A 20,923-nucleotide genomic window follows, 5' to 3' on the forward strand; every position below is an offset into this window, starting at 1 on the left:
AGGTCTATATTTTTAAAGAGCGATTCTTCTTTGTGACTCACATCACTTCGGAAGAGGCGGCCATTCTAGCGAGATAATTTTTTGTGTCAAACACTTTTTTCAAATTATTTCGCTTTTCTTTCTGACCTTATCGACGTTGCTTGAACCCTTGTGAGCGCTTGCCCTGTCGATGAGGTGGCATTATAGAGATCGCGCTCACGTTGGCAAGTGTTATTTTGCAAAAATTGCAAAAATAATGGTTAAACGTCGACTTTTCATTCAAAGGCTTATTTATCCAACTTTACCCCAAAGAGTTAAACAACTTATCCACAGAGTTATCCTTTTTTGCCCATTTTTACTTACTGTAAATAAAGAAAGCTGCTTTACAGCAGCTTTCTTTATTTAGCCGATACGTGTGTTTCGGCGTCTAAATGACTAGATGCCAGAACCATCTTGTTCTGCGCCCTCATCTTCATGAAGACCACACTCTCGTTTTAAACCGAAGAAGCGGGTTTCTTCTTCTGACATGCCTGGTTCCCACTTCCTTGTTGTATGAGTATCACCTACCGAAAGATATCCTTGGTCCCATAGAGGGTGATAACTTAAACCATGTTCTTCTAGGTAGTAATGCACATCTTTATTCGTCCAGTCGATCACTGGTAAGAATTTAAATACACCATTTTGAATCGACAAGATTGGTAGACCTGCACGAGATTGGCTTTGCTCTCGACGCAATCCTGAAAACCAAGTACCGACATTTTGCTCACGCAGAGCCCGTCGCATTGGTTCTACTTTGTTTATCTTGTTGTACTTTTCAATTCCCTCTATACCTTGTTCCCAAAGTTTTCCGTAACGTGCTTCTTGCCAATGGGCGCTTTCTTTTGCTCGGTATACTTTAAGGTTGAGGCTCAGTTGCGCTTTCAACTGGTCAATAAATTGATAAGTCTCCGCAAATAGATATCCGGTGTCCGTTAGGATGATTGGAATGTCCGGCTTTTGTTGTGTCACAAGATGGAGCATCACTGCTGCTTGGATACCGAAACTGGATGAGACTGCGAACTCCCCTTCCAAATTCTCCAATGCCCACTTTACTCTCTCTTGTGCCGAAAGCTGTTCGAGATCGACATTGATTTGAGCAAGACGGAGGATTTGCTCCGTCTTAGTTAATGTCAGTAACTCTGCTAGCTCCGGGTTGGACGCTACAGAATCAAGCATGGAAATCCCTCTTTGATATAAACACTTCTTGGATAATGCCAGCTCGAATCGTGAAATCGCCAAATGCTTCGCCTTCTTCACGTTCGGCAGCCCAACGAGCCACCAGCTGATCAATCTCTTCTAAGATTTGCTTATCCGTAATGTTCTCTTTATACATCTTCGGTACTCGAGTACCGCCGCGGTTACCACCTAGGTGTAAGTTGTATCGACCCGGAGCTTTACCAACTAAGCCGATTTCTGCCAACATTGCTCGGCCACAGCCATTTGGACACCCTGTTACACGAAGAATGATATTGTCTTCTTCCGATAGACCATGCTTTTCTAGAATATCTTCAACATCAGTAACAAACTGAGGAAGATATCGTTCAGCCTCAGCCATCGCGAGCGGACAAGTAGGAAATGCGACACACGCCATCGAGTTCTTACGCTGCTCACTCACACCATCATTCATTAAGCCATGTTCACGAGCAATCTTCTCGATCTTCGATTTTTGGCTTTTTGGTACACCAGCAACAATCAAATTTTGGTTTGCCGTCATGCGGAAATCGCCTTTGTGGATTTTGGCAATTTCAGCAACACCTGCCTTAAGTGGTTTACCCGGGAAATCCAACAGACGACCGTTTTCGATGAAGAGTGCTAGGTGATGCTTACCATCGATCCCTTCAACCCAACCAATACGGTCACCACGTTCTGTTAATTCGTAAGGGCGACTTTGCTCAAACTTAACACCAGCACGCTTTTCTACTTCTGCTTTAAAGACATCACTTCCGACACGATCTAATGTGTACTTCGTTTTTGCATTCTTACGGTTCGAACGGTTACCCCAATCACGTTGCGTTGTTACTACAGCAGCCGCAACATCAAGCGTTTTCTCTAATGGGATAAAACCAAAGTCATCCGCTCTGCGTGGGTAAGTTGACGTATCGCCATGCGTCATCGCTAGACCGCCACCAACAAGCACGTTAAAACCAACCAACTTACCGTTATCTGCAATCGCTACGAAGTTAAGATCGTTAGCGTGTACGTCTACGTCATTTTGCGGTGGGATAACCACTGTGGTTTTAAACTTACGTGGTAGATAGTTCTTACCTAGAATCGGTTCGTCTTCTTCCGTGCTTTCTACTTTTTCACCGTCTAACCAAATCTCTGCGTAAGCGCGTGTCTTCGGTAATAGATGTTCACTGATCTTCTTCGCCCACTCGTAAGCCTCTTGGTGTAGCTCCGACTCCACTGGATTAGTGGTACACAACACGTTACGGTTAACATCACCTGCGGTGGCAATCGAATCAATACCAATGCTGTTGAGCGTTTGGTGCATCAACTTGATATTTGGTTTTAGCACGCCGTGGAACTGAAACGTTTGACGAGTCGTAAGACGAATACTTCCATATAAAGAGTGCTCAGTTGCAAACTTGTCGATCGCTAGCCATTGCTTTGGCGTAATGATACCGCCCGGCATACGTGCACGAAGCATGACATTGTGCAGCGGCTCCAACTTTTGCTTAGCACGCTCATTACGGATATCGCGATCATCTTGCTGGTACATTCCGTGGAAACGAATCAATTGGAAGTTGTCTGCAGTGAAGCCACCAGTAATGCGGTCTTGTAGATCTTGTTCAATCGTTCCACGCAGTAAATTACTTTCTCTTTTAAGGCGCTCATTATCCGAGAGTGGACCAAGCACCTCACCTAATACTTCTTGGCTGTTTGATTGTTGATTCGCGCTCATTAGTACACATCCCTTTGGTAACGTTTCGCTTTACGTAGATCGTTGATAAATTCTTCGGCTTCTTCACGAGATAGCTTGCCTTGTTGCTCGGCTACAAATACCAGCGCATCGTGAACATCTTTTGCCATACGAGTGGCATCACCACATACATAGATGTAGGCACCATATTGAATCCATTGCCACACTTGTTCAGCGTTTTCTAGGATGCGATGTTGAACATAAACCTTCTCTGCTTGGTCACGACTAAACGCAACATCAAGGCGAGTCAGCAAACCTGACTTGAGGTACTTCTGCCATTCAACTTGGTAAAGGAAATCTTGAGTAAAGGTACGGTCACCAAAAAACAACCAGTTCTTGCCTTCCGCGTCACGGTTATCACGCTCTTGAATAAAACTACGGAAAGGCGCAATACCGGTACCAGGGCCAACCATGATGATTGGTGTGTTGTCATCTTGTGGCAGTTTGAAGTTATTGTTGTGCTCAACAAACACTTTCACTTCACCACCTTCTTCCAGACGTTGAGCGAGGAAACCTGATGCTCCGCCATAGCGCTTCTCATCACCTTTATCGTATTCAACTAATCCTACGGTTAGGTGAACCTCTTCATCAACTTCGGTTTGGCTTGAAGCGATAGAATATAGACGAGGTGTCAATCGACGAAGTAAACCAACCAACTCTTCTGCACTTAGCTTGGTCTTCTTCTCCGCAAGCACATCTACGACTTGAGTGTTTGCTGCGTACTCACGAAGTTTGTCTTTATCTTCCACTAGCTTTTGTAGTTTCTTACTACCAGATAGCTCTGCAAATTTGGTGACAAACTGAGGGTTTGATGCGGTGATTTCATATTTGCTAACCAATGCACTATGAATAGAAAGGCTTTCACCATCCACTTCTACACTTTCTACACCGGATAGACCAGCCTTAGCTAAGATGGCATTGGCTAATTCTGAACTATTATCGAACCACACACCTAAAGCATCGCCGGCTTGATAAGTTAAACCTGAGTCTTCGAGGTCAATCTCTACGTGGCGAACATCTTTGCCCGAATCACGACCCGTGATTTTCTGGCTAGTCAGTAACGTTGCGGTATATGGGTTTTGCTTGTTATAAGCAGAGTGACCAGGAGCGACTTGACCAACAGGAAGTTGAACCACTTCCGCTTCGTTACCAGAAGAAAGCGCTTCTTTTACTTGCTCAAGCGCTTGTTTACGCCACTCTGCGGCCGGCGCTTCGTAATCCACATCACAATCAATGCGATCGATGAAGGCAGTTGCACCTAGCTTAGATAAGTAAGTATCGAAGTCTTTACCCGTTTGGCAGAAAAATTCGTAGCTAGAATCGCCAAGAGCGATCACCGCATATTGCAGGTTTGGTAGCTTAGGCGCTTTCTTTGATTGAAGGAATTCATGCAGCTCAATGGCATTATCTGGCGCTTCACCCTCTCCATTAGTGGACGCAACGATGATTACATGCGTCTCTTTAGCAAGATTTTTGCCTTTGTAATCACTAGCATCAAATAGCTCTACAACAATGCCTTCTGCTTTGGCTTCTTGCTCTAGTGCTTCAGCAACACCTTTCGCATTGCCGGTTTGAGAAGCAAAAATGATGCTTAGCTTACCTGCTGGTTTTGCAGCGACAGAAGCAGCAGCCTGTGCTATTGGGCCTGCAGCTGCTGAACTTGGTTGGTTTTGCGCTAAACCCCAAAAATAACCACTGACCCAAGCGAGTTGTTGTGAAGATAACTCAGAGACAGTTTGCTGGAGTGAACTAAATTGCTGGTCATTCAGAGGGCTTGCGATTGGTGGGTTTCCACCTTGCCCATTATTTTCTTCCGACACATTCTTGTAAGACTCATTCTTTTGAAAAGACATTGTCACGACATCCCTATTCATTGCGTGACGATAGATTAACCACTCTCCCTAATAACAAGAAAGAATAGATGTGAATGTTTTATAACTTTTTGGAAGTAAGAAAATCAAAGTTAGGGTCAACGATCTTCAATCCGAACTTGTTGAAAGCCGACTGCCATGGCCGATTTAGAGGCCGTATCGAGGTCATCATAGAGACATTCTTCCCCATGAGTATCGGTAAGACAGACAAAACCACCACGGGCATGCCTAAACTCAACAACCCAACCTCCTTCTTGTATTGAAGGTTCGATAATGGCTTCTACCAGCTGGTTATCACGAAATAGATGTCTCAATTCATTTATTGTCATCGCAATCCTTGCTCCAACTTTTATACATTGCTCCTAAATAAGCATGGTCGAAGTCTGAAAACTTGGGCGATTAATTCGATTGAATATAATGAAGTGATATAAAAAAACGCCGCTTATAAGGCGACGTTTTAAAGGAATAAGTTAATTATGTTTAGAAAGAGTATTGAGCACCAACAAAGAAGCCATCAGCAAAAATGAACTCTTTACCTAAGCTCGATAAGAACTCTTCTGACTCAAGGTCAATCACACGGTAGCCACCACGGAAGGTCAATTCAGATTCCTGGAAAGGGATACGGTACTGAACACCAGCCATTAGGTCGGTGCTCTTGATGCCTTTGCTATCGCCGAAGTTCATCTCACCAATCACATCGAAGTTGGTATTAGGTACGGTGATTTCTGCGTAGCCATACCAAGCCCAGATAAGTTCATCAAACTCTTCCGTACGGGCATTTGTACCCGCATCCACATACTTAGTGTCACTCAAATTACTAAAGGTCAGACCCGCATCGAAATGCAGTAAGTCATGTTCAAGAATTTGGTAGTAAAGAGTGAGATCTAATTTGTCGAAACCCATGTAATCTGCATCAACGTTAGAATAACGAAGGCGAGCATTTGGCACGTATTTTATGTCGTGCTCAACCGCAGCATAGAAAGAACCAGTTGTATTGCTATCTCTTCTTACTTCATTAACTTTAGTATCTGCCACCCACACTTCTGCACCTACAGTGGTAGTAAAAGAAGAAGCTTCTTCATTTGCAAAACAAGGATAAGACGCTGCCAACGATAGTGTCGCTAAAGCGATGGTCGCTTTATATGTCATGTAATTTTTACTCCGAGATAGCTGATTTCAACATTAAGGGGCATGTGAGAAATATTATCATACTCTCACTGCCCTCTATCAACTAAATCTCTACAATCCGTTACTTGTAGCGCGGCTGGGCAACGAAGTTTTTGAAAAACCAGATACCAAGTGCTATCACAATTAACCAGGGCAATAATTTCAATACCGCTCCAACCATACCAAGTAAGAACATCACGATTAACGCAATACCCGTCGCGGCAAATACAGTCACCATCGTAATACCAGTCACGAGCAAAGTTGCCGCAAATACTAAAATAAAGATCAGCTCCAACATAATCACTTCTCCTTTGTTTTAGTTTTACTAGAGCAGGTTCTGTACCAACTTATTAAAACAAGAATAAAACCATGATCTATAAGTAAAAATAAAGCCAGAGACATTTCTGCACTCTGGCTTTTCTATTTGTGAGTTGGTAATTTTCACCAACCACTGGTGAAATTTACACGTTCAATTCTTTTGGAATCTTCGCCAGTGCATCTTGCAACACCTCTAAACCAGAACCTGGCTTGTGTGCATTCTCACTGATGTGGCGACGCCATTGACGAGCACCAGGCATACTTTGAAATAAGCCCAACATATGACGAGTGATATGGCCAATGTAAGCACCCTTTGCAAGTTGTGCTTCGATATACGGGTACATCTCTTCAACGATCTCACTGCGCTTCTTCACTGGTGCGGTTGAACCAAACAATTCTTGGTCAACAGATGCTAGCAAGTAGGGGCTTTGATAAGCTTCACGACCAATCATCACACCATCTAAATGTTGTAGATGCTCTTTCGCTTCTTCTAATGACTTTACGCCACCGTTCACAGCGATAGTCAGGTGAGAGAAATCTTTCTTCAACTGGTAAGCGCGTGGGTAATCCAACGGTGGAATCTCACGGTTTTCTTTCGGGCTTAAACCACTTAACCATGCTTTACGCGCATGAATAGTAAATTGTTCACAGCCACCTTTCTCCGACACAATCGATACGAAGTCAGTTAAAAACTCATAAGAATCTTGGTCGTCAATGCCAATACGCGTCTTTACCGTAACAGGAATATCAACCACATCTTTCATCGATGCGATACAGTCAGCGACCAACTGTGGCTCGGCCATTAGGCACGCGCCGAAACGGCCATTTTGAACACGATCAGATGGGCAACCCACGTTTAGGTTAATCTCATCATAGCCACGCTCTTGGGCTAACTTAGCGCACGTTGCCAAATCAGCTGGGTTTGAACCGCCAAGTTGAAGGGCTAACGGGTGCTCTTCTTCGTTATAAGCTAGGAAATCTCCTTTTCCATGAATGATCGCACCTGTTGTTACCATTTCGGTGTACAGCAGGGTTTCTTTGGTCATTAAGCGATGGAAGTAGCGACAATGACGATCCGTCCAATCCAACATTGGTGCTACAGAGAGCCTGCAAGAATGAGTCATGATATAAACACCCGTTTTTACGTTGCCAAGGTAGAGCGCGGCATTGCGCCCCAAAAATTAAGTCGGGTATTGTATACCCACCGTGCAATGGATGCGAGCGCTGTGAATCGCCGCCCCAACACCCTATTTCGGCATTGGTATCTCGTTCTGTGATATCCGTTGCTCACTCTACTCTTCATCGACTTGCTTTAGTTCATGATTTTCGGTCTGATAGTAGGTAAAATGCAGTATTTCTAAACGAACTTCGTATAGAAATGGTTTATCATAAAGCACGTCCGATAGTTATGGTGAAAGATTTGGACCCAACAATCCTTGAACAAATTGAACAAATCTGCGCTGAGCGCGGAGTAAGATTGACGCCGCAGCGCCGACGCGTTTTTGAGCTAATTTGTTCTAATCGCCGCGCCTCTAGTGCGTATGAGCTATTGGAGCAACTGAAAGAGAGTGAGCCTCAGGCTAAGCCACCGACTGTTTATCGAGCATTAGATTTTCTTCTAGAACAAGGCTTTATTCATCGAGTGGAATCAACGAACAGTTTTATTACTTGTTGTTCGTTCAATACTCAACAGCATTTTTTCCAACTGTTAATTTGCAATAAATGTGGCGATGTCGTTGAACTCGAAGACGAGACGCTGATATCCTTATTAGCCAATAACGCCGAGAAACATGGATTCAAGCTAACGAATCAAGTTATCGAAACCCATGGCGAATGCCAGGCGTGTTCCTCGGAGACGAAAGAAGAAAGATAGAAGAACGTTATGCGCGCTGAATTTGTAAACCCGTTTTTAGCTTCTTTAATGAATGTTCTAAAAACTATGGCTTCGCTAGAACTGAAGCCACAAAAACCGCGAATCAAGAAAGATGAGATCGCACGAGGTGACGTTTCTGGTCTTATTGGTATGGTTGGCCCACAAACTCGTGGTTCAATGTCGATTACCTTTGATGAAGCGTTAGCACTAGAAATCATGCAGAACATGCTTGGAGAACGTCCAAACGGACTGAACGAGGAAGTGACTGACATGGTTGGTGAGATCACTAACATGGTGACTGGTGGTGCGAAACGTATTCTAGCGGAAAGTGGGTTCGACTTTGATATGGCAACGCCAGTTGTGGTATCAGGTAGAGGCCATACCATTCGCCACAAGTGTGAAGGCTCAATCATCATCATGCCTTTCTCTTCACAGTGGGGAAATGCCTTCATCGAGATTTGCTTCGAATAATAGAGAATAAATAAGTTGGTAAATGCCAACCTATTTGTTTCTGTCTCAGACAATAAAAAAGGTCAGCACTTGCTGACCTTTTCTTTTTCTATCTATTCAAACATTAAGCTTTAAAAGCTTTGAATGCGTTGATTAGACCGTTTGTAGAGCTGTCGTGTGAACTGATTTCAGAACCGTCAGCTAGCTCAGGTAGGATTTGGTTTGCTAGTTGTTTACCTAGCTCAACACCCCATTGGTCGAAGCTGAAGATATTCCAGATAACGCCTTGAACGAAGATTTTGTGCTCGTACATTGCGATCAGGTTACCTAGCGTGCGAGGTGTGATTTGCTTAACTAGGATAGAGTTCGTTGGGCGGTTACCTTCAAATACTTTGAACGGTACTAGAGACGCCATTTCTTCTTCACTCTTACCTGCTTTCGCAAATTCTGCTTGCACTGTTTCTGCTGGCTTACCAAATGCCAAAGCTTCTGTTTGTGCAAAGAAGTTAGACATCAGTTTTTGGTGGTGGTCGCTTGCTGGGTTGTGGCTGATTGCTGGTGCAATAAAATCACATGGGATCAACTTAGTGCCTTGGTGAATCAGCTGGTAGAACGCGTGCTGACCGTTAGTACCTGGTTCACCCCAAATGATAGGACCAGTTTGGTAAGTCACTGCGTTACCTTCACGGTCAACATACTTACCGTTAGATTCCATGTTACCTTGCTGGAAGTACGCCGCGAAACGGTGCATGTACTGGTCGTACGGTAGGATTGCTTCAGACTCAGCGCCATGGAAGTTGTTGTACCAAATACCGATCAAAGCAAGAATTACAGGGATGTTGATTTCTAGATCTGTCGATACGAAGTGGTTATCCATCTCGTGAGCACCGTCTAGAAGCTCGATAAAGTTGTCGTAACCTACAGCCAATGCAATTGAAAGACCGATTGCTGACCATAGTGAGTAACGACCACCAACCCAATCCCAGAACTCAAACATGTTGTCTGTATCGATACCAAACTCAGACACTGCAGGAGCGTTAGTAGAAAGCGCTGCGAAGTGCTTGGCAACGTGTGCTTGATCGCCAGCAGTTTCTAGGAACCAATCACGAGCAGAGTGCGCGTTTGTCATGGTTTCTTGAGTCGTGAATGTCTTAGACGCGATCAAGAATAGTGTTGTCTCTGGATCGACTTTCTTCAGAGTTTCAACGATGTGAGTACCATCAACGTTAGAAACGAAGTGCAGGTTTAGGTGGTTTTTGTATGGTGCTAGTGCTTCAGTCACCATGTAAGGACCAAGGTCAGAACCACCGATACCGATGTTTACGATGTCTGTGATTGCTTTACCTGTGTAACCTTTCCACTCACCGCCAATTACGCGATCAGTGAATGATTTAATTTTCTCAAGAACTGCGTTTACCGCAGGCATTACGTCTTCGCCGCCAACCATTACTGGCTTGTTAGAACGGTTACGCAGTGCAGTGTGAAGAACAGCGCGATCTTCTGTTTTGTTGATCGCTTCACCACTGAACATCGCTTCAATTGCTGACTTAAGCTCAGTCTCGTTAGCAAGAGCGAAAAGGTGCTTCAGAGTGTCCTCGTTGATTAGGTTCTTTGAGTAATCGACTAGGATGTCTGAGCCGAAGCGTGCTGAGTATTTGTCGAAACGCGCTGCGTCTTGAGCAAATAGCTCTTTCAGATCCATATCTTGTGCAGATTCGAAATGCGCAGTTAGCGCTTTCCAAGCTTGTGTTTGCGTTGGATTGATATTTTTCAACATGGTCTTTATCCCGATGTTACAGTAGGTTCCATTCCTTACAGTCTAGCGAAAACTGCGGAATCCCCGATTTAGCAAATAGAATATAAATAAGATGTTAGGGCGAATTGCCACAAAACAAGTCTTTGTAATTTTTTTTCAGCCATCAATTATGACGGAGTGCCTTTACACTCACATTGAGTTAGGTCACGTTCCCTGTTTCGAATTTAAACAATTCATTTATGATGCTGAGAATCATATCATTTCGTAATGACAGGCTCTAATTGGATTAGGATAGACGCCAAATCAAATTTTTCCAAAGGAACGCATATGTGGGCACAAAAAACACTGCAATTAAAAGCGCGTAAACGCGGTTTCCATCTGGTCACTGATGAAATTGAACAACAATTACCACAAATCCAATCGCTTTCAGTAGGTTTGTTACATTTGTTTATTCAACATACGTCCGCTAGCCTGACCTTAAATGAAAACGCAGATCCAACAGTACGTATGGACATGGAAGCCCATTTTAATAAGTTTGTGCCTGAACGAGCGCCTTACTACCAGCACACTTATGAAGGCGATGATGATATGCCAGCCCATATTAAAGCGTCTTTACTTGGCAGTAGTGTGACGATTCCTATCCAAAACGGTCAGTTAGCTTTGGGAACATGGCAGGGTATTTACTTAGGTGAGCACCGAGATTACGGCGGAAGCCGTCGTGTCATCGCAACCATCAACGGTGAATAGTTCAGATAAAACAAAGGCTAACCAACTGGTTAGCCTTTGTTTTATCTCAATTTAGAAGGGCTGATTGATCATTACTCGGAAGGTGCCTTCATCAGCGCCTTTGGCCATTTCAGCACGAACAACAATACCCTCGACTTGGAAGCGCACTGCACCACCGATGTTCCACTTCATGTCTTCATGTAATGTTTTAAGATTGTATTCATCTGCAACTCTACCCACTTCGACAAAAGCTACCCACTGCCACCATGGTAAGTCGTAGTAGTTAATCAATGGAATATCATCGAGCGGTTGCCAATCTGGTAATACACGATACTCAGCAGAGTAGTGAATCGCGCTGCGTCCATGGTAGCGACCAGCTGTATAACCACGTAGACGATACAAACCGCCTAAACGAACTTGTTCTTGTTCTGGTGGACGACTACACACTGCACCATCACATTGATCCCACGTCGGCGTATCTGCAGTGAAAAAATCAAAGGCGAGCACTTGTTGATCGAACCAATCCCCTAACGGCCCCAATGAATAATATTGGCTGTTTTGAAATTCCCACTTTAACCACAGATCCTCTGATTGCAAACTGTCCGCGCCAGTGGTTAGGTCGAAAGAGGTATGAGAGCCACGCGTCGTGTTACGTACACTGTCTCGATTATCCCAATCAAAGGTCAGAGTAAAGCCCGTCGCTTCTTCCTTTTTATCATTGTAGATATCCAACTCTCGAGACGAGTAAAAAGGCGTGAAGATGATGGAGCTCACTCCCGAGTCAATTGGAGAAGCAAAGCTAACATCTCGAACCGGTTGGAATGCGCCAAGTAACCCATGTTCACGGACATTCCCCCAAGGCAGTAAGTACTTGAATTCAAGCTTATAGTTATCTTCGTCTCCATTAGTCACGGTTTTATCTTCCGTTGAAGAGTCATTCGAGCCTTGGTTGCCTAAGTAGTACGGATTATCGTTAAAACGCGCTTGGTACATCTGCGTACTGAACAACAGATTTGAAGATAGAGCGTAATTGAAGGCAGAAAGAAAACCGACATAGCTATCTTTCTCAGAATAAAGTCCCATTCCGAATAAAGCCGCTTGAGGCTGACCGACACCTTTCGCAACCCCGGCTAAACCGACGGTGCTCCCCATGGTATCCGTACTGAAATAGAAAGGAACAAATGCTGAATCTTTCTCTTTCGCCAGCGTCTGTGGAGATAAAAAAAGGCTGGCAGAGAATGCCAGCACTGAAAATAATATTTTCTTCATGGGTTACTTCGAATATTCCATTTCGACACGAGAAGTCAGTTTAGTCACTAACTCATAAGCAATGGTGCCAATGTGGCTTGCCACCTCTTCTGCAGGCAGTTCTTTCCCCCACAGTATTGCTTCATCACTGACCTTATCTGTCGCATCAGGGCCGAGATCAACAGTCAACATGTCCATTGAGACTCGACCGGCAATAGGCACTTTGCGACCATTGACCAAAACGGGTGTGCCATTCGGGGCAGTTCGTGGGTAACCATCGCCATAGCCAACCGCAATGACCCCTACTTTGGTATCACGCTCGCTGGTCCACATACCACCATAGCCAACACTTTCGCCTTTCTTCACCTCACGAACTGCGATCAAGTGCGATTTTAGTGTCATGACCGGTTGATAGCCAAGTTCTTGCGCCGTTTTATCATTGAATGGTGAAACACCGTACATGATGATCCCCGGACGAACCCAATCCAATTGACTTTGTGGCCAAGCAAGTAAACCAGCTGAAGCTGCAAGAGAGCGCTCTCCCTGACAACCAGCAGTCAAAGACATAAAACGTTCAATCTGCTCAGGAGTGATGTTGCTGTCTAGCTCATCTGCACAACCGAAGTGACTCATGTAACGGAGTGGTTTCGCTACGTTTGAACACTCTTTTAAGCGTGAAACGAATTCGTCGTATTGCTCTGGACGAACCCCCAAGCGATGCATACCGCTGTCGATTTTAAGCCAAACGACCACAGGGGTTTCCAGCTCTGCTTGCTCCAGAGCAACAAGCTGTTCTTCACAGTGCACAACCGTTTGAATGTTGTTGGTCACTAAAATAGGTAAATCACCTGGTGAGTAAAAACCTTCTAGCAGCAGAATGGGTTTTACCACACCACAAGCGCGTAATTGCAGCGCTTCTTCAATTCGTGCAACACCAAAGGCATCGGCGTGTGTCGCATGCTTCGCGACATGACGTAGACCATGGCCGTAACCATTGGCTTTGACCACCGCCATCACTTTGCTGTCTGGTGCTTGCTCTTTTACACGTTGCAGGTTGTATTGCAACGCAGACAAGTCAATGCATGCCATCGCGGCTTTCTTGTAACTCATTGCATTACTCATCATCAATATCAAATGCTGGACCCGCGTAATTATCAAAGCGCGAGTGTTGTCCTTGGAAGGTCAAGCGTACTGAACCGATAGGACCATTACGTTGTTTACCCAAGATAATTTCTGCGGTGCCTTTGTATGGGCTATCTGGGTGATAAACCTCATCACGGTAGATGAACATGATCAAGTCTGCATCCTGCTCGATAGAGCCTGATTCACGCAAGTCCGAGTTAACTGGGCGTTTATCAGAACGTTGCTCTAGGGAACGGTTAAGCTGCGATAGAGCGACAACTGGCACGTTCAGCTCTTTTGCTAATGCTTTAAGTGAACGTGAGATCTCTGCAATCTCAAGAGTACGGTTATCCGACATTGCAGGGACACGCATCAACTGAAGGTAGTCGACCATGATCATTGATAGACCACCATGTTCACGAGCGATACGACGTGCTCGCGAGCGAACTTCTGTTGGAGTTAGACCTGAGCTGTCATCAATGTACATGTTCTTCTTCTGCATCAGGATACCCATGGTAGAAGAAATACGTGCCCAATCTTCATCGTCTAGCTGACCAGTACGGATCTTGGTTTGGTCAACACGAGAAAGAGACGCAAGCATACGCATCATCAACTGCTCTGCTGGCATCTCTAGCGAGAAAATAAGCACTGGCTTTTCTTGCTGCATCGCGGCATTTTCACACAAGTTCATCGCAAAGGTCGTTTTACCCATCGATGGACGCGCAGCAACAATCACCAAGTCAGAGCCTTGTAGGCCTGCCGTTTTCTTGTTGAGGTCAGTAAAACCAGTATCGACACCTGTCACACCATCTTGTGGTGTTTTGTACAGAATCTCGATACGTTCAAGTGTTTTTTCAAGAATGTTATCCACGTTTTGTGGGCCTTCATTCTCACTGGTACGAGCCTCTGCAATTGCAAAAACTTTACTCTCGGCTAGGTCAATTAAGTCTTCAGAGCTACGACCTTGAGGATCGTAACCTGCATCCGCAATCTCATTGGCTACACCAATTAAACCGCGCACAATCGCGCGTTCAGCAACGATATCGGCATAAGCATTAATATTCGCAGCACTTGGTGTGTTTTTGGCCAGATCGGCAAGGTAAGCAAAGCCACCCACATCTTCAAGCTGTTCATGACGCTCAAGATGTTCAGAAAGTGTGATTAAGTCGAGAGGCTTACCCGCTTCTAGTGTGGTTTTCACGCCTTCGAAAATAAGACGGTGTGGACGGCTATAGAAATCACTGCTGACAACACGCTCTGCAACGGTGTCCCAACGTTCATTGTCCAGTAAGAGACCACCAATCACTGATTGCTCGGCTTCCAGTGAGTGAGGTGGCACTTTGATTGCGTCTACCTGACTGTCTGAAGGTTTGCGATTTCTGTTTTCCGCCATGACTTTGCTCGATAACTACTAATGACCCAAGATTATAACCTTAAACCCAACCAAGATGCTTCCCCGATGCGACAATTACTTGTTAAGAATTCAACAAGTGAATGACTAACAATCTGCTTTTCATCGCAGTTAACTTTTGTGATTTAGTTAGAATCGATTTATCCGCAGTGAAACAGATAGTTCACTAAGTTTAGTCGTTCGAGAGGGAGCCTACACCTTGGTTCTTACGTTTAGGTCTAATAAAATTTAACCTACCATTGACCCAATAAAATATCTGTATCAGTATCATGCCCCTCCTTTTTTAATTACGTTCGAGGTATTTGTGTCCCGATACTGGTTACTTGGCTTTAGCTTACTTTGCACGGGAGCATCGTTCGCTGAAGAATCAGTACAGCCAGAGCAAGAAATTGAAGTGCCCGATCCTCTACTTACTGAGGTCGAGTTCGGCTATCAAGCTCACACAGGTAACACGGACTCTCGTTCCCTGAATGCTCGTCTGAGTGCTGAATATACTTCTGGCCGACACCGTTCAAACGGTGAATGGAAGTATTACAACCTTTATAAAGATGGTGAAGAAGACAAGCGTTCTTCGACCTACACCGCGCAAAGTGACTACAAGTTAGGCTCAAAGACTTATTTGTACGGCAGTTTTAAAGGGGTTGATTCGCGCTACAGTGCTTACTTTAAAGACTACACACTTTCTGGCGGTCTGGGTTACCAGTTCGCCTATACAGAGAATTTCACGCTAGAGGCGGAGATCGGCCCTGGCTTTCGTTATCAAGAACCAAACCTTGATGAGATAGACGATGACGATATCGTCTTTCCTGATATCGTTCGAGAAGGCATTTTCCGTGGGAATATCAATACCACGTGGCATGCTTTGGATAACTTAAGTTTTTCTGCCGACATTACCTTAGTAAGTGGTAAAAGCAACACGCGTGTCGATAGTGATCTCAGCGTGACTAACGACATCACTGAAGATATCGCCTTAAAGTTGGCACACTCGCGTCAATACCACGATAAAGTGCCAGAGGGGCTCAGTAAAGCAGACAGTGTATTCTCTGTAAACTTACTGTTCGCCTTCTAATTCTCACTTTTTTCTCTGAAAATCAGACATAAAAAAAGCACCTCAAAAGAGGTGCTTTTTAATATTTCGTCTTGGTACTGAATTACTCAGCAGCAACAACTTGTACGTTCGCAGTAGCGAAAACTTCAGAGTGAAGTTGAACGCTGATCTCGAACTCACCAGTGTTACGTAGAGCACCTTCAGGAAGGCGAACTTCGCTCTTAGCAACTTCAACGCCTGCAGCTGTGATAGCGTCAGCGATGTCACGAGTACCGATAGAACCGAACAGTTTACCTTCGTCACCAGCTTTAGAAGCGATAACAACTGCTTCTAGAGCGTTAACTTTCTCAGCACGTGCTTCAGCAGCAGTTAGTTGCTCAGCAACTTTAGCTTCTAGTTCAGCGCGACGAGCTTCGAACATTTCAACGTTGCCTTTAGTTGCCATAACTGCTTTACCTTGAGGGATAAGGAAGTTACGAGCGTAGCCAGACTTAACGTTTACTGTATCGCCAAGACCACCTAGGTTACCGATTTTATCAAGTAGAATAACTTGCATTGTTTAATCCTCTTTCTTAATAAAACGAACCGATTACTGATGCTTGTCAGTGTACGGTAGTAGAGCTAGGTAGCGAGAACGCTTGATAGCGCGAGCTAGTTGACGCTGGTACTTAGCGCTTGTACCAGTGATACGGCTAGGTACGATTTTACCAGCTTCAGTGATGTAGTTTTTAAGAGTTGCTACGTCTTTGTAATCAATCTCTTGTACGCCTTCTGCAGTGAAACGGCAGAATTTACGACGACGGAAGAAACGAGCCATGGGCTATCTCCTGATCTTAAATTTGAGTAATGTTGTCGGCGTGTAACACTAATTTCCCAACGCCATTTCGGCCGGTCTGATAAGCGACAAAACCGCCTACCTTAATGTTACTGCCTTGTACTAAATTCTGAGTTAATGCTTGTGACCCAAGCCCACTAACCACTACCGGCATTCGACAATATACTTGTCGAGGTAGATTAGCTTCGATAACGGTAGAGCGATGCTCTAGCCAAAATCGACAGTGCTCAATGCCACCAGGGCTTTTACTACGAATGGGCGGCTTGGCAATGGTGCCACTCAGCTCCATTCGATTGGTCATAAGAAATATTACTCAGCAGCTGCTTCTGGCTTAGCTTCAGCACGCTCTTCGCGACGAGGAGCACGCTCTGCACGCTCTTCTTTCTGCTTAAGCATGATAGATTGCTCAGTGATAGCCGCTTTAGTACGCATGATCATGTTACGTAGAACTGCATCGTTGAAACGGAAAGCAGTTTCTAGCTCATCGATTACAGCTTGGTCAGCTTCAACGTTCATTAGAACGTAGTGAGCTTTGTGAAGCTTGTTGATTGGGTAAGCCAGTTGACGACGGCCCCAGTCTTCTAGACGGTGGATTTTACCGCCAGCTTCAGTGATTGAACCAGTGTAACGCTCGATCATGCCAGCAACTTGCTCGCTTTGATCAGGGTGCACCATGAATACGATTTCGTAATGACGCATTGGTTGCTCCTTACGGATTATTAGCTTCCACGATTGGCTCGGTCGTCCAGAGGAAGCAAGGAACTAAAGAAAATTGACCGAGAATTAAGGAAGACGGATAGTACAGAAAGGAAGCAAAATAGGCAAGTGATTATTTGCGTCACTCAGACGATATTTTCTTCGCTCTAGCCCTAGATACGACAAAGGCTGCCAGCAAAGTGACAGCCTTGGAAGCTTAAGACTTCAATGCTTATTTTGCTTTTGCTAGCTCTTCACGCATTTGGTCGATCACTTGCTTGTAGTCTGGCTGACCGAAAATTGCAGAACCTGCGACAAACATGTCCGCGCCAGCTTCCGCAATTTCACGAATATTATCGACTTTCACACCACCATCAATTTCAAGGCGAATATCACGGCCAGACTCATCAATCATCTTACGTACAGCGCGCAATTTATCCAGCGTATGAGGGATGAATGATTGGCCACCAAAGCCAGGGTTTACTGACATTAGAAGAATTAGGTCAACTTTATCCATGATGAATTCAAGGTGTGACAGCGGTGTAGCTGGGTTAAGTACTACACCAGCTTGACAGCCATGTTCTTTGATCAACTGCAATGTACGATCAACGTGCTCTGATGCTTCAACGTGGAAGGTAATCATCGATGCACCCGCCTTCGCGAAGTCTGGAATGATGCGGTCTACGGGTTTCACCATTAGGTGAACATCGATTGGAGCCGTGATGCCATAGTCACGAAGTGCTTTACAGATTGGCGCACCAAAAGTCAGGTTTGGTACGTAGTGGTTATCCATTACATCGAAATGCACCACATCCGCACCCGCTGCGAGTACTTTTTCCACGTCTTCACCGAGACGAGCAAAATCAGCCGATAAAATGGATGGAGCAATAAGAAAATCTTTCATACCTGACCTCAGTAGTGGCGAGCAAACAACAAATAATGTTGCGCGCAATTCTACCGAAGCCAGTGGGGAGATCCACTACTTAGACGTAATAGTGTGAGAATTATGAGGCAGAAGTATCCGAGTTCGGCGCATTAAAAAGAGCCAGTAACTCATCGACTTTGTTTCGGCCGCTGCCATTACGGCTAATAGTACGCTTAACTTTAACAACGCTCAGATCAGCACCATGATACAAGCGGCGCGTGAGTGTCGTATCGTGGTTAGAAATCAAAACAGGAATGCCGCGTTCAGTCGCTGCCCTCTCTGCGATGTCCGCCAATGCGGCTTGGTCATCAAGCGTAAAGCCATTTCCAGCGTAAGAGGTAAAGTTTGCTGTGTTCGATAGTGGGGCATAAGGTGGATCACAGTAAACCACACTGCCCTTACGTGCTCGACTGAATGTCTCAGGATAGCCTTCACAAACGAAAGTGGCTTTCTTCGCTTTTTCAGCAAAGAATTCCATTTCAGCTTCTGGAAAGTACGGCTTCTTGTATGAGCCAAAAGGCACGTTGAAGCCGCCTTTTTTGTTATAGCGACAAAGGCCATTAAAACCAAAACGGTTCATGTATAAGAAGGCCAGTGATCGATACATCACATCGTCTGTGTTGTTGAACTCAGCACGAATACTTAAATACGCTTCTTTACGATTGTTCTCAGCAACAAACCAGCGTTTCGCTTCTGAGATGTACTCTTCAGGACGCTCTTTCAGTAAGTTGTAGAGATTGATCAAATCAGGGTTGATGTCGGCCAATAGATATTGGTCATAATCAGTATTTAGAAATACTGAACCTGCACCAACAAAAGGTTCAACTAGCTTTCGAGCCGGTGGCAAATGACGTTGGATGTCTTCAACCAGACCGTATTTTCCTCCTGCCCACTTAAGAAAGGCTCGTTGCTTTTTCATCTACTGCTCTATCTATCGACCAAAAATTAAGGCTGCGGAATGTAACATATTTTTCAACGAAGCTCAGGATTATTTCACGCGATCAATTTCACGATGCACCTGACCTAAAGATTTTGCCCAAGGACTCAACGATTTCAGTGATTCTGGCAAACTTTCCACCGCATCGCGTGCAAGTTGGATAGTCGGATAATCTTTATAGGTCACAATGTACCATTCCGTCCCGCTGCGCACGGTTGGGTAGATTCTCACTTGTTGGCTAAGTTGGTGTTCATCCAAAAAAGCTTGCACATCTTCCATTGACGTCATTGCGGCTAGCTGCAAGGTATATGCTCTTGGCGAAATCGCTTTGAGCTCTTTTCGCGCAAAAGAGAATTTTACGATCTGCTTGCTGGAAGGGCTCGGTTCTGTTGATGCAACCTGCTCTTTTTGAACCACATTAATCAATGACGAAGCAGCGCTAGTTTTCGCTTGAGGAACAGACTCTTCAACCACTTGTTTGATGTCATCTGTATTGGCTTCCTCTGGCTTTCCTTCCAACAGCGCATCCACGACGTCAGATTCAATCACAACGCGTTGCTGTTTATCTTCAGAGCCAACACTTGCCACTTCATCCGTTACCGCTGGAGGCAGTGAATCAGAATCGTCCGTTGCCTTAGTTAAATCCGCTTGCTCATTGGTATCATTTTGCGCGGTTGCAGAATCTGCACCACTGACTTTTGATTCTGGGGTCGTTAAGGTTGGAATGGCCGTTTGTTCAATACTACCAGTGATCAGCTGAGCTTTATCGTCAGCACTTGGTTGATTGAACATCCACCAGTACCCACCCGCTGCTAACAGTAATAGAACCAGCACCACCAATGCGATATTTAGTGGTGAGCCAACAATTGAGCGGATAATGATCCTTTTTTCCACTTTCATTTCTCCTAACGCCATGATGTCGCCCGGTACAGGGTCGACTTTTTTAAATGCATCTCGAACGCGTTTTTCGGATTCATCATCAACGTACCGAATCACCAAGGATTCAAAGAAACGACGCGCTTCCACTTCTGAGAGCATTTCTACATCAAGCTCTACTGGTTTGTGCTCTTGTCCGTAACTAATACGTGACAATAATGATTCCAATCGACCAGCTTGAGTGAATAACAAGATGTTTATTTTCCACTTCGGATTCACTTGCGCTGCAAGTACTAACGTCCAAAGCTCCGAAACTAACGTTTCACTGAGAAGATGTGCATCATCGACAACAATAGCGATGTCGCATGCCTCGTTACCCAAGATTCTTTCAAGACTGTCAACCAAGGTATCTTGTTGGTTAAATAAAGCATCCGAAACGATCTGGCTCAAGATGAGCATTCGACGTTGAACATCATCTTGATTGGCATGACAAAGTAGCAAACATTGATTTTTGTTACTTGCACCAAGCTCAAGATATCGTTGCGCTAACCAAGATTTGCCATATCCCGCATGGCCATTAATCGCGATAAGATTAGAGCCAAAGTTGGTTAACAATCCTAATCGATCCAATAACTCGGTTTGAGAATCCAATTCCAGAACGTGAGCAAAACTCATCTAATAACCTTAATAAACAACAAGAATGACGCCCGAAGACGTCATTAC

22 protein-coding genes are annotated in these 20,923 nt (G+C 44.7%); 4 read left to right on the forward strand and 18 right to left on the reverse strand.

Annotated elements, in window-relative coordinates; genetic code table 11:
• Positions 1-414: 414 nt before the first annotated feature.
• The 7 genes from BCT11_RS27185 to dusA all read right to left on the reverse strand — a co-directional run bounded on the left by BCT11_RS27185 (position 415) and on the right by dusA (position 7,421).
• Entirely contained in the window at positions 415-1,194 is a 780-nt protein-coding gene (locus BCT11_RS27185; protein ID WP_102389925.1) for a phosphoadenylyl-sulfate reductase, read from the reverse strand.
• A complete protein-coding gene (cysI, locus tag BCT11_RS27190; protein WP_102389926.1) occupies positions 1,187-2,923 on the reverse strand; it encodes an assimilatory sulfite reductase (NADPH) hemoprotein subunit in 1,737 nt (578 codons plus the stop codon). The genes BCT11_RS27185 and cysI overlap by 8 nt, the downstream gene beginning before the upstream one ends.
• A complete protein-coding gene (locus BCT11_RS27195) occupies positions 2,923-4,794 on the reverse strand; it encodes an assimilatory sulfite reductase (NADPH) flavoprotein subunit (RefSeq protein ID WP_102389928.1) in 1,872 nt (623 codons plus the stop codon). The genes cysI and BCT11_RS27195 overlap by 1 nt, the downstream gene beginning before the upstream one ends.
• 116 nt (positions 4,795-4,910) lie before the next feature.
• Positions 4,911-5,141, reverse strand: coding sequence for a hypothetical protein (locus tag BCT11_RS27200; RefSeq protein WP_038865472.1), 231 nt, complete (start codon positions 5,139-5,141; stop codon positions 4,911-4,913).
• A gap of 151 nt (positions 5,142-5,292) precedes the next feature.
• Complete coding sequence (locus tag BCT11_RS27205; RefSeq protein WP_102389929.1) at positions 5,293-5,961, reverse strand: TIGR04219 family outer membrane beta-barrel protein; 669 nt, start codon at positions 5,959-5,961, stop codon at positions 5,293-5,295.
• 100 nt (positions 5,962-6,061) lie between these two features.
• Positions 6,062-6,277 carry an envelope stress response protein PspG gene (pspG, locus tag BCT11_RS27210; RefSeq protein WP_038881667.1) on the reverse strand — a complete coding sequence of 72 codons (216 nt, stop codon included), beginning with the start codon at positions 6,275-6,277 and terminating at the stop codon, positions 6,062-6,064.
• Between the two features lie 163 nt (positions 6,278-6,440).
• Positions 6,441-7,421 carry a tRNA dihydrouridine(20/20a) synthase DusA gene (gene dusA / locus BCT11_RS27215; RefSeq protein ID WP_061036331.1) on the reverse strand — a complete coding sequence of 327 codons (981 nt, stop codon included), beginning with the start codon at positions 7,419-7,421 and terminating at the stop codon, positions 6,441-6,443.
• Positions 7,422-7,705: 284 nt separating this feature from the next.
• Here dusA and zur point away from each other — a divergent pair, with 284 nt between their 5' ends.
• Together zur and BCT11_RS27225 are read left to right on the forward strand one after the other, a co-directional pair.
• Positions 7,706-8,170, forward strand: coding sequence for a zinc uptake transcriptional repressor Zur (zur, locus tag BCT11_RS27220; RefSeq protein ID WP_102389948.1), 465 nt, complete (start codon positions 7,706-7,708; stop codon positions 8,168-8,170).
• Positions 8,171-8,179: 9 nt separating this feature from the next.
• Positions 8,180-8,641, forward strand: a complete 462-nt coding sequence (locus BCT11_RS27225) for a chemotaxis protein CheX (RefSeq protein ID WP_005381269.1) — start codon at positions 8,180-8,182, stop codon at positions 8,639-8,641.
• 103 nt (positions 8,642-8,744) lie between these two features.
• Here BCT11_RS27225 and pgi read toward each other — a convergent pair whose 3' ends face one another.
• Positions 8,745-10,397: a glucose-6-phosphate isomerase gene (pgi, locus tag BCT11_RS27230; RefSeq protein WP_102389931.1), complete on the reverse strand. Its 1,653-nt coding sequence runs from the start codon at positions 10,395-10,397 to the stop codon at positions 8,745-8,747.
• A gap of 306 nt (positions 10,398-10,703) precedes the next feature.
• On the opposite strand from pgi, the gene BCT11_RS27235 reads away from it, so the two are divergent.
• A complete protein-coding gene (locus BCT11_RS27235) occupies positions 10,704-11,123 on the forward strand; it encodes a secondary thiamine-phosphate synthase enzyme YjbQ (protein ID WP_045405858.1) in 420 nt (139 codons plus the stop codon).
• A 51-nt stretch (positions 11,124-11,174) separates the two neighbouring features.
• Here the strand turns inward: BCT11_RS27235 and BCT11_RS27240 are convergent, their stop codons facing one another.
• From BCT11_RS27240 to BCT11_RS27250, 3 genes are read right to left on the reverse strand one after another with little or no spacing between them, the layout of a single operon-like run.
• Entirely contained in the window at positions 11,175-12,371 is a 1,197-nt protein-coding gene (locus BCT11_RS27240) for a hypothetical protein (RefSeq protein WP_038881662.1), read from the reverse strand.
• 3 nt (positions 12,372-12,374) lie between these two features.
• On the reverse strand, positions 12,375-13,460 hold the full coding sequence (gene alr, locus BCT11_RS27245) for an alanine racemase (RefSeq protein WP_038865520.1): 1,086 nt from the start codon (positions 13,458-13,460) through the stop codon (positions 12,375-12,377).
• Positions 13,461-13,464: 4 nt separating this feature from the next.
• Complete coding sequence (locus tag BCT11_RS27250) at positions 13,465-14,865, reverse strand: replicative DNA helicase (protein WP_038865480.1); 1,401 nt, start codon at positions 14,863-14,865, stop codon at positions 13,465-13,467.
• Between the two features lie 322 nt (positions 14,866-15,187).
• On the opposite strand from BCT11_RS27250, the gene BCT11_RS27255 reads away from it, so the two are divergent.
• The gene (locus BCT11_RS27255) at positions 15,188-15,952 is read left to right on the forward strand and encodes a DUF481 domain-containing protein (protein WP_038865481.1); all 765 of its coding nucleotides are present in this window, start codon (positions 15,188-15,190) and stop codon (positions 15,950-15,952) included.
• 82 nt (positions 15,953-16,034) lie between these two features.
• Here the strand turns inward: BCT11_RS27255 and rplI are convergent, their stop codons facing one another.
• The 7 genes from rplI to BCT11_RS27290 form a co-directional block, all read right to left on the reverse strand.
• A complete protein-coding gene (gene rplI / locus BCT11_RS27260; protein WP_038865482.1) occupies positions 16,035-16,487 on the reverse strand; it encodes a 50S ribosomal protein L9 in 453 nt (150 codons plus the stop codon).
• Positions 16,488-16,520: 33 nt separating this feature from the next.
• A complete protein-coding gene (gene rpsR / locus BCT11_RS27265; RefSeq protein WP_000090472.1) occupies positions 16,521-16,748 on the reverse strand; it encodes a 30S ribosomal protein S18 in 228 nt (75 codons plus the stop codon).
• Positions 16,749-16,764: 16 nt separating this feature from the next.
• Entirely contained in the window at positions 16,765-17,067 is a 303-nt protein-coding gene (priB, locus tag BCT11_RS27270) for a primosomal replication protein N (protein WP_005438449.1), read from the reverse strand.
• An 8-nt stretch (positions 17,068-17,075) separates the two neighbouring features.
• The gene (gene rpsF / locus BCT11_RS27275) at positions 17,076-17,465 is read right to left on the reverse strand and encodes a 30S ribosomal protein S6 (RefSeq protein ID WP_010443890.1); all 390 of its coding nucleotides are present in this window, start codon (positions 17,463-17,465) and stop codon (positions 17,076-17,078) included.
• A gap of 229 nt (positions 17,466-17,694) precedes the next feature.
• Complete coding sequence (rpe, locus tag BCT11_RS27280) at positions 17,695-18,366, reverse strand: ribulose-phosphate 3-epimerase (RefSeq protein ID WP_038865484.1); 672 nt, start codon at positions 18,364-18,366, stop codon at positions 17,695-17,697.
• Between the two features lie 100 nt (positions 18,367-18,466).
• Positions 18,467-19,306: a Dam family site-specific DNA-(adenine-N6)-methyltransferase gene (locus BCT11_RS27285; RefSeq protein WP_038865486.1), complete on the reverse strand. Its 840-nt coding sequence runs from the start codon at positions 19,304-19,306 to the stop codon at positions 18,467-18,469.
• Between the two features lie 69 nt (positions 19,307-19,375).
• On the reverse strand, positions 19,376-20,875 hold the full coding sequence (locus tag BCT11_RS27290; protein ID WP_102389933.1) for an AAA family ATPase: 1,500 nt from the start codon (positions 20,873-20,875) through the stop codon (positions 19,376-19,378).
• Between the last annotated feature and the right edge of the window lie 48 nt (positions 20,876-20,923).

It is taken from the genome of Vibrio sp. 10N.222.52.B12 (assembly GCF_002875385.1).
GTDB lineage: Bacteria > Pseudomonadota > Gammaproteobacteria > Enterobacterales > Vibrionaceae > Vibrio > Vibrio jasicida.

Excerpts from the sequence above, each read along its gene's own strand:
- rpsR (WP_000090472.1), bottom strand. The coding sequence starts at position 16,748 with ATGGCTCGTTTCTTCCGTCGTCGTAAATTCTGCCGTTTCACTGCAGAA.
- BCT11_RS27290 (WP_102389933.1), bottom strand. The coding sequence starts at position 20,875 with ATGAGTTTTGCTCACGTTCTGGAATTGGATTCTCAAACCGAGTTATTG.
- BCT11_RS27235 (WP_045405858.1), top strand. The coding sequence starts at position 10,704 with ATGTGGGCACAAAAAACACTGCAATTAAAAGCGCGTAAACGCGGTTTC.
- BCT11_RS27185 (WP_102389925.1), bottom strand. The coding sequence starts at position 1,194 with ATGCTTGATTCTGTAGCGTCCAACCCGGAGCTAGCAGAGTTACTGACA.
- pgi (WP_102389931.1), bottom strand. The coding sequence starts at position 10,397 with ATGTTGAAAAATATCAATCCAACGCAAACACAAGCTTGGAAAGCGCTA.
- BCT11_RS27200 (WP_038865472.1), bottom strand. The coding sequence starts at position 5,141 with ATGACAATAAATGAATTGAGACATCTATTTCGTGATAACCAGCTGGTA.
- zur (WP_102389948.1), top strand. The coding sequence starts at position 7,706 with ATGGTGAAAGATTTGGACCCAACAATCCTTGAACAAATTGAACAAATC.
- BCT11_RS27285 (WP_038865486.1), bottom strand. The coding sequence starts at position 19,306 with ATGAAAAAGCAACGAGCCTTTCTTAAGTGGGCAGGAGGAAAATACGGT.
- rpe (WP_038865484.1), bottom strand. The coding sequence starts at position 18,366 with ATGAAAGATTTTCTTATTGCTCCATCCATTTTATCGGCTGATTTTGCT.
- pspG (WP_038881667.1), bottom strand. The coding sequence starts at position 6,277 with ATGTTGGAGCTGATCTTTATTTTAGTATTTGCGGCAACTTTGCTCGTG.
- BCT11_RS27240 (WP_038881662.1), bottom strand. The coding sequence starts at position 12,371 with ATGAAGAAAATATTATTTTCAGTGCTGGCATTCTCTGCCAGCCTTTTT.
- BCT11_RS27250 (WP_038865480.1), bottom strand. The coding sequence starts at position 14,865 with ATGGCGGAAAACAGAAATCGCAAACCTTCAGACAGTCAGGTAGACGCA.
- rpsF (WP_010443890.1), bottom strand. The coding sequence starts at position 17,465 with ATGCGTCATTACGAAATCGTATTCATGGTGCACCCTGATCAAAGCGAG.
- dusA (WP_061036331.1), bottom strand. The coding sequence starts at position 7,421 with ATGACTCATTCTTGCAGGCTCTCTGTAGCACCAATGTTGGATTGGACG.
- cysI (WP_102389926.1), bottom strand. The coding sequence starts at position 2,923 with ATGAGCGCGAATCAACAATCAAACAGCCAAGAAGTATTAGGTGAGGTG.
- BCT11_RS27205 (WP_102389929.1), bottom strand. The coding sequence starts at position 5,961 with ATGACATATAAAGCGACCATCGCTTTAGCGACACTATCGTTGGCAGCG.
- BCT11_RS27195 (WP_102389928.1), bottom strand. The coding sequence starts at position 4,794 with ATGTCTTTTCAAAAGAATGAGTCTTACAAGAATGTGTCGGAAGAAAAT.
- priB (WP_005438449.1), bottom strand. The coding sequence starts at position 17,067 with ATGACCAATCGAATGGAGCTGAGTGGCACCATTGCCAAGCCGCCCATT.
- BCT11_RS27225 (WP_005381269.1), top strand. The coding sequence starts at position 8,180 with ATGCGCGCTGAATTTGTAAACCCGTTTTTAGCTTCTTTAATGAATGTT.
- rplI (WP_038865482.1), bottom strand. The coding sequence starts at position 16,487 with ATGCAAGTTATTCTACTTGATAAAATCGGTAACCTAGGTGGTCTTGGC.
- alr (WP_038865520.1), bottom strand. The coding sequence starts at position 13,460 with ATGAGTTACAAGAAAGCCGCGATGGCATGCATTGACTTGTCTGCGTTG.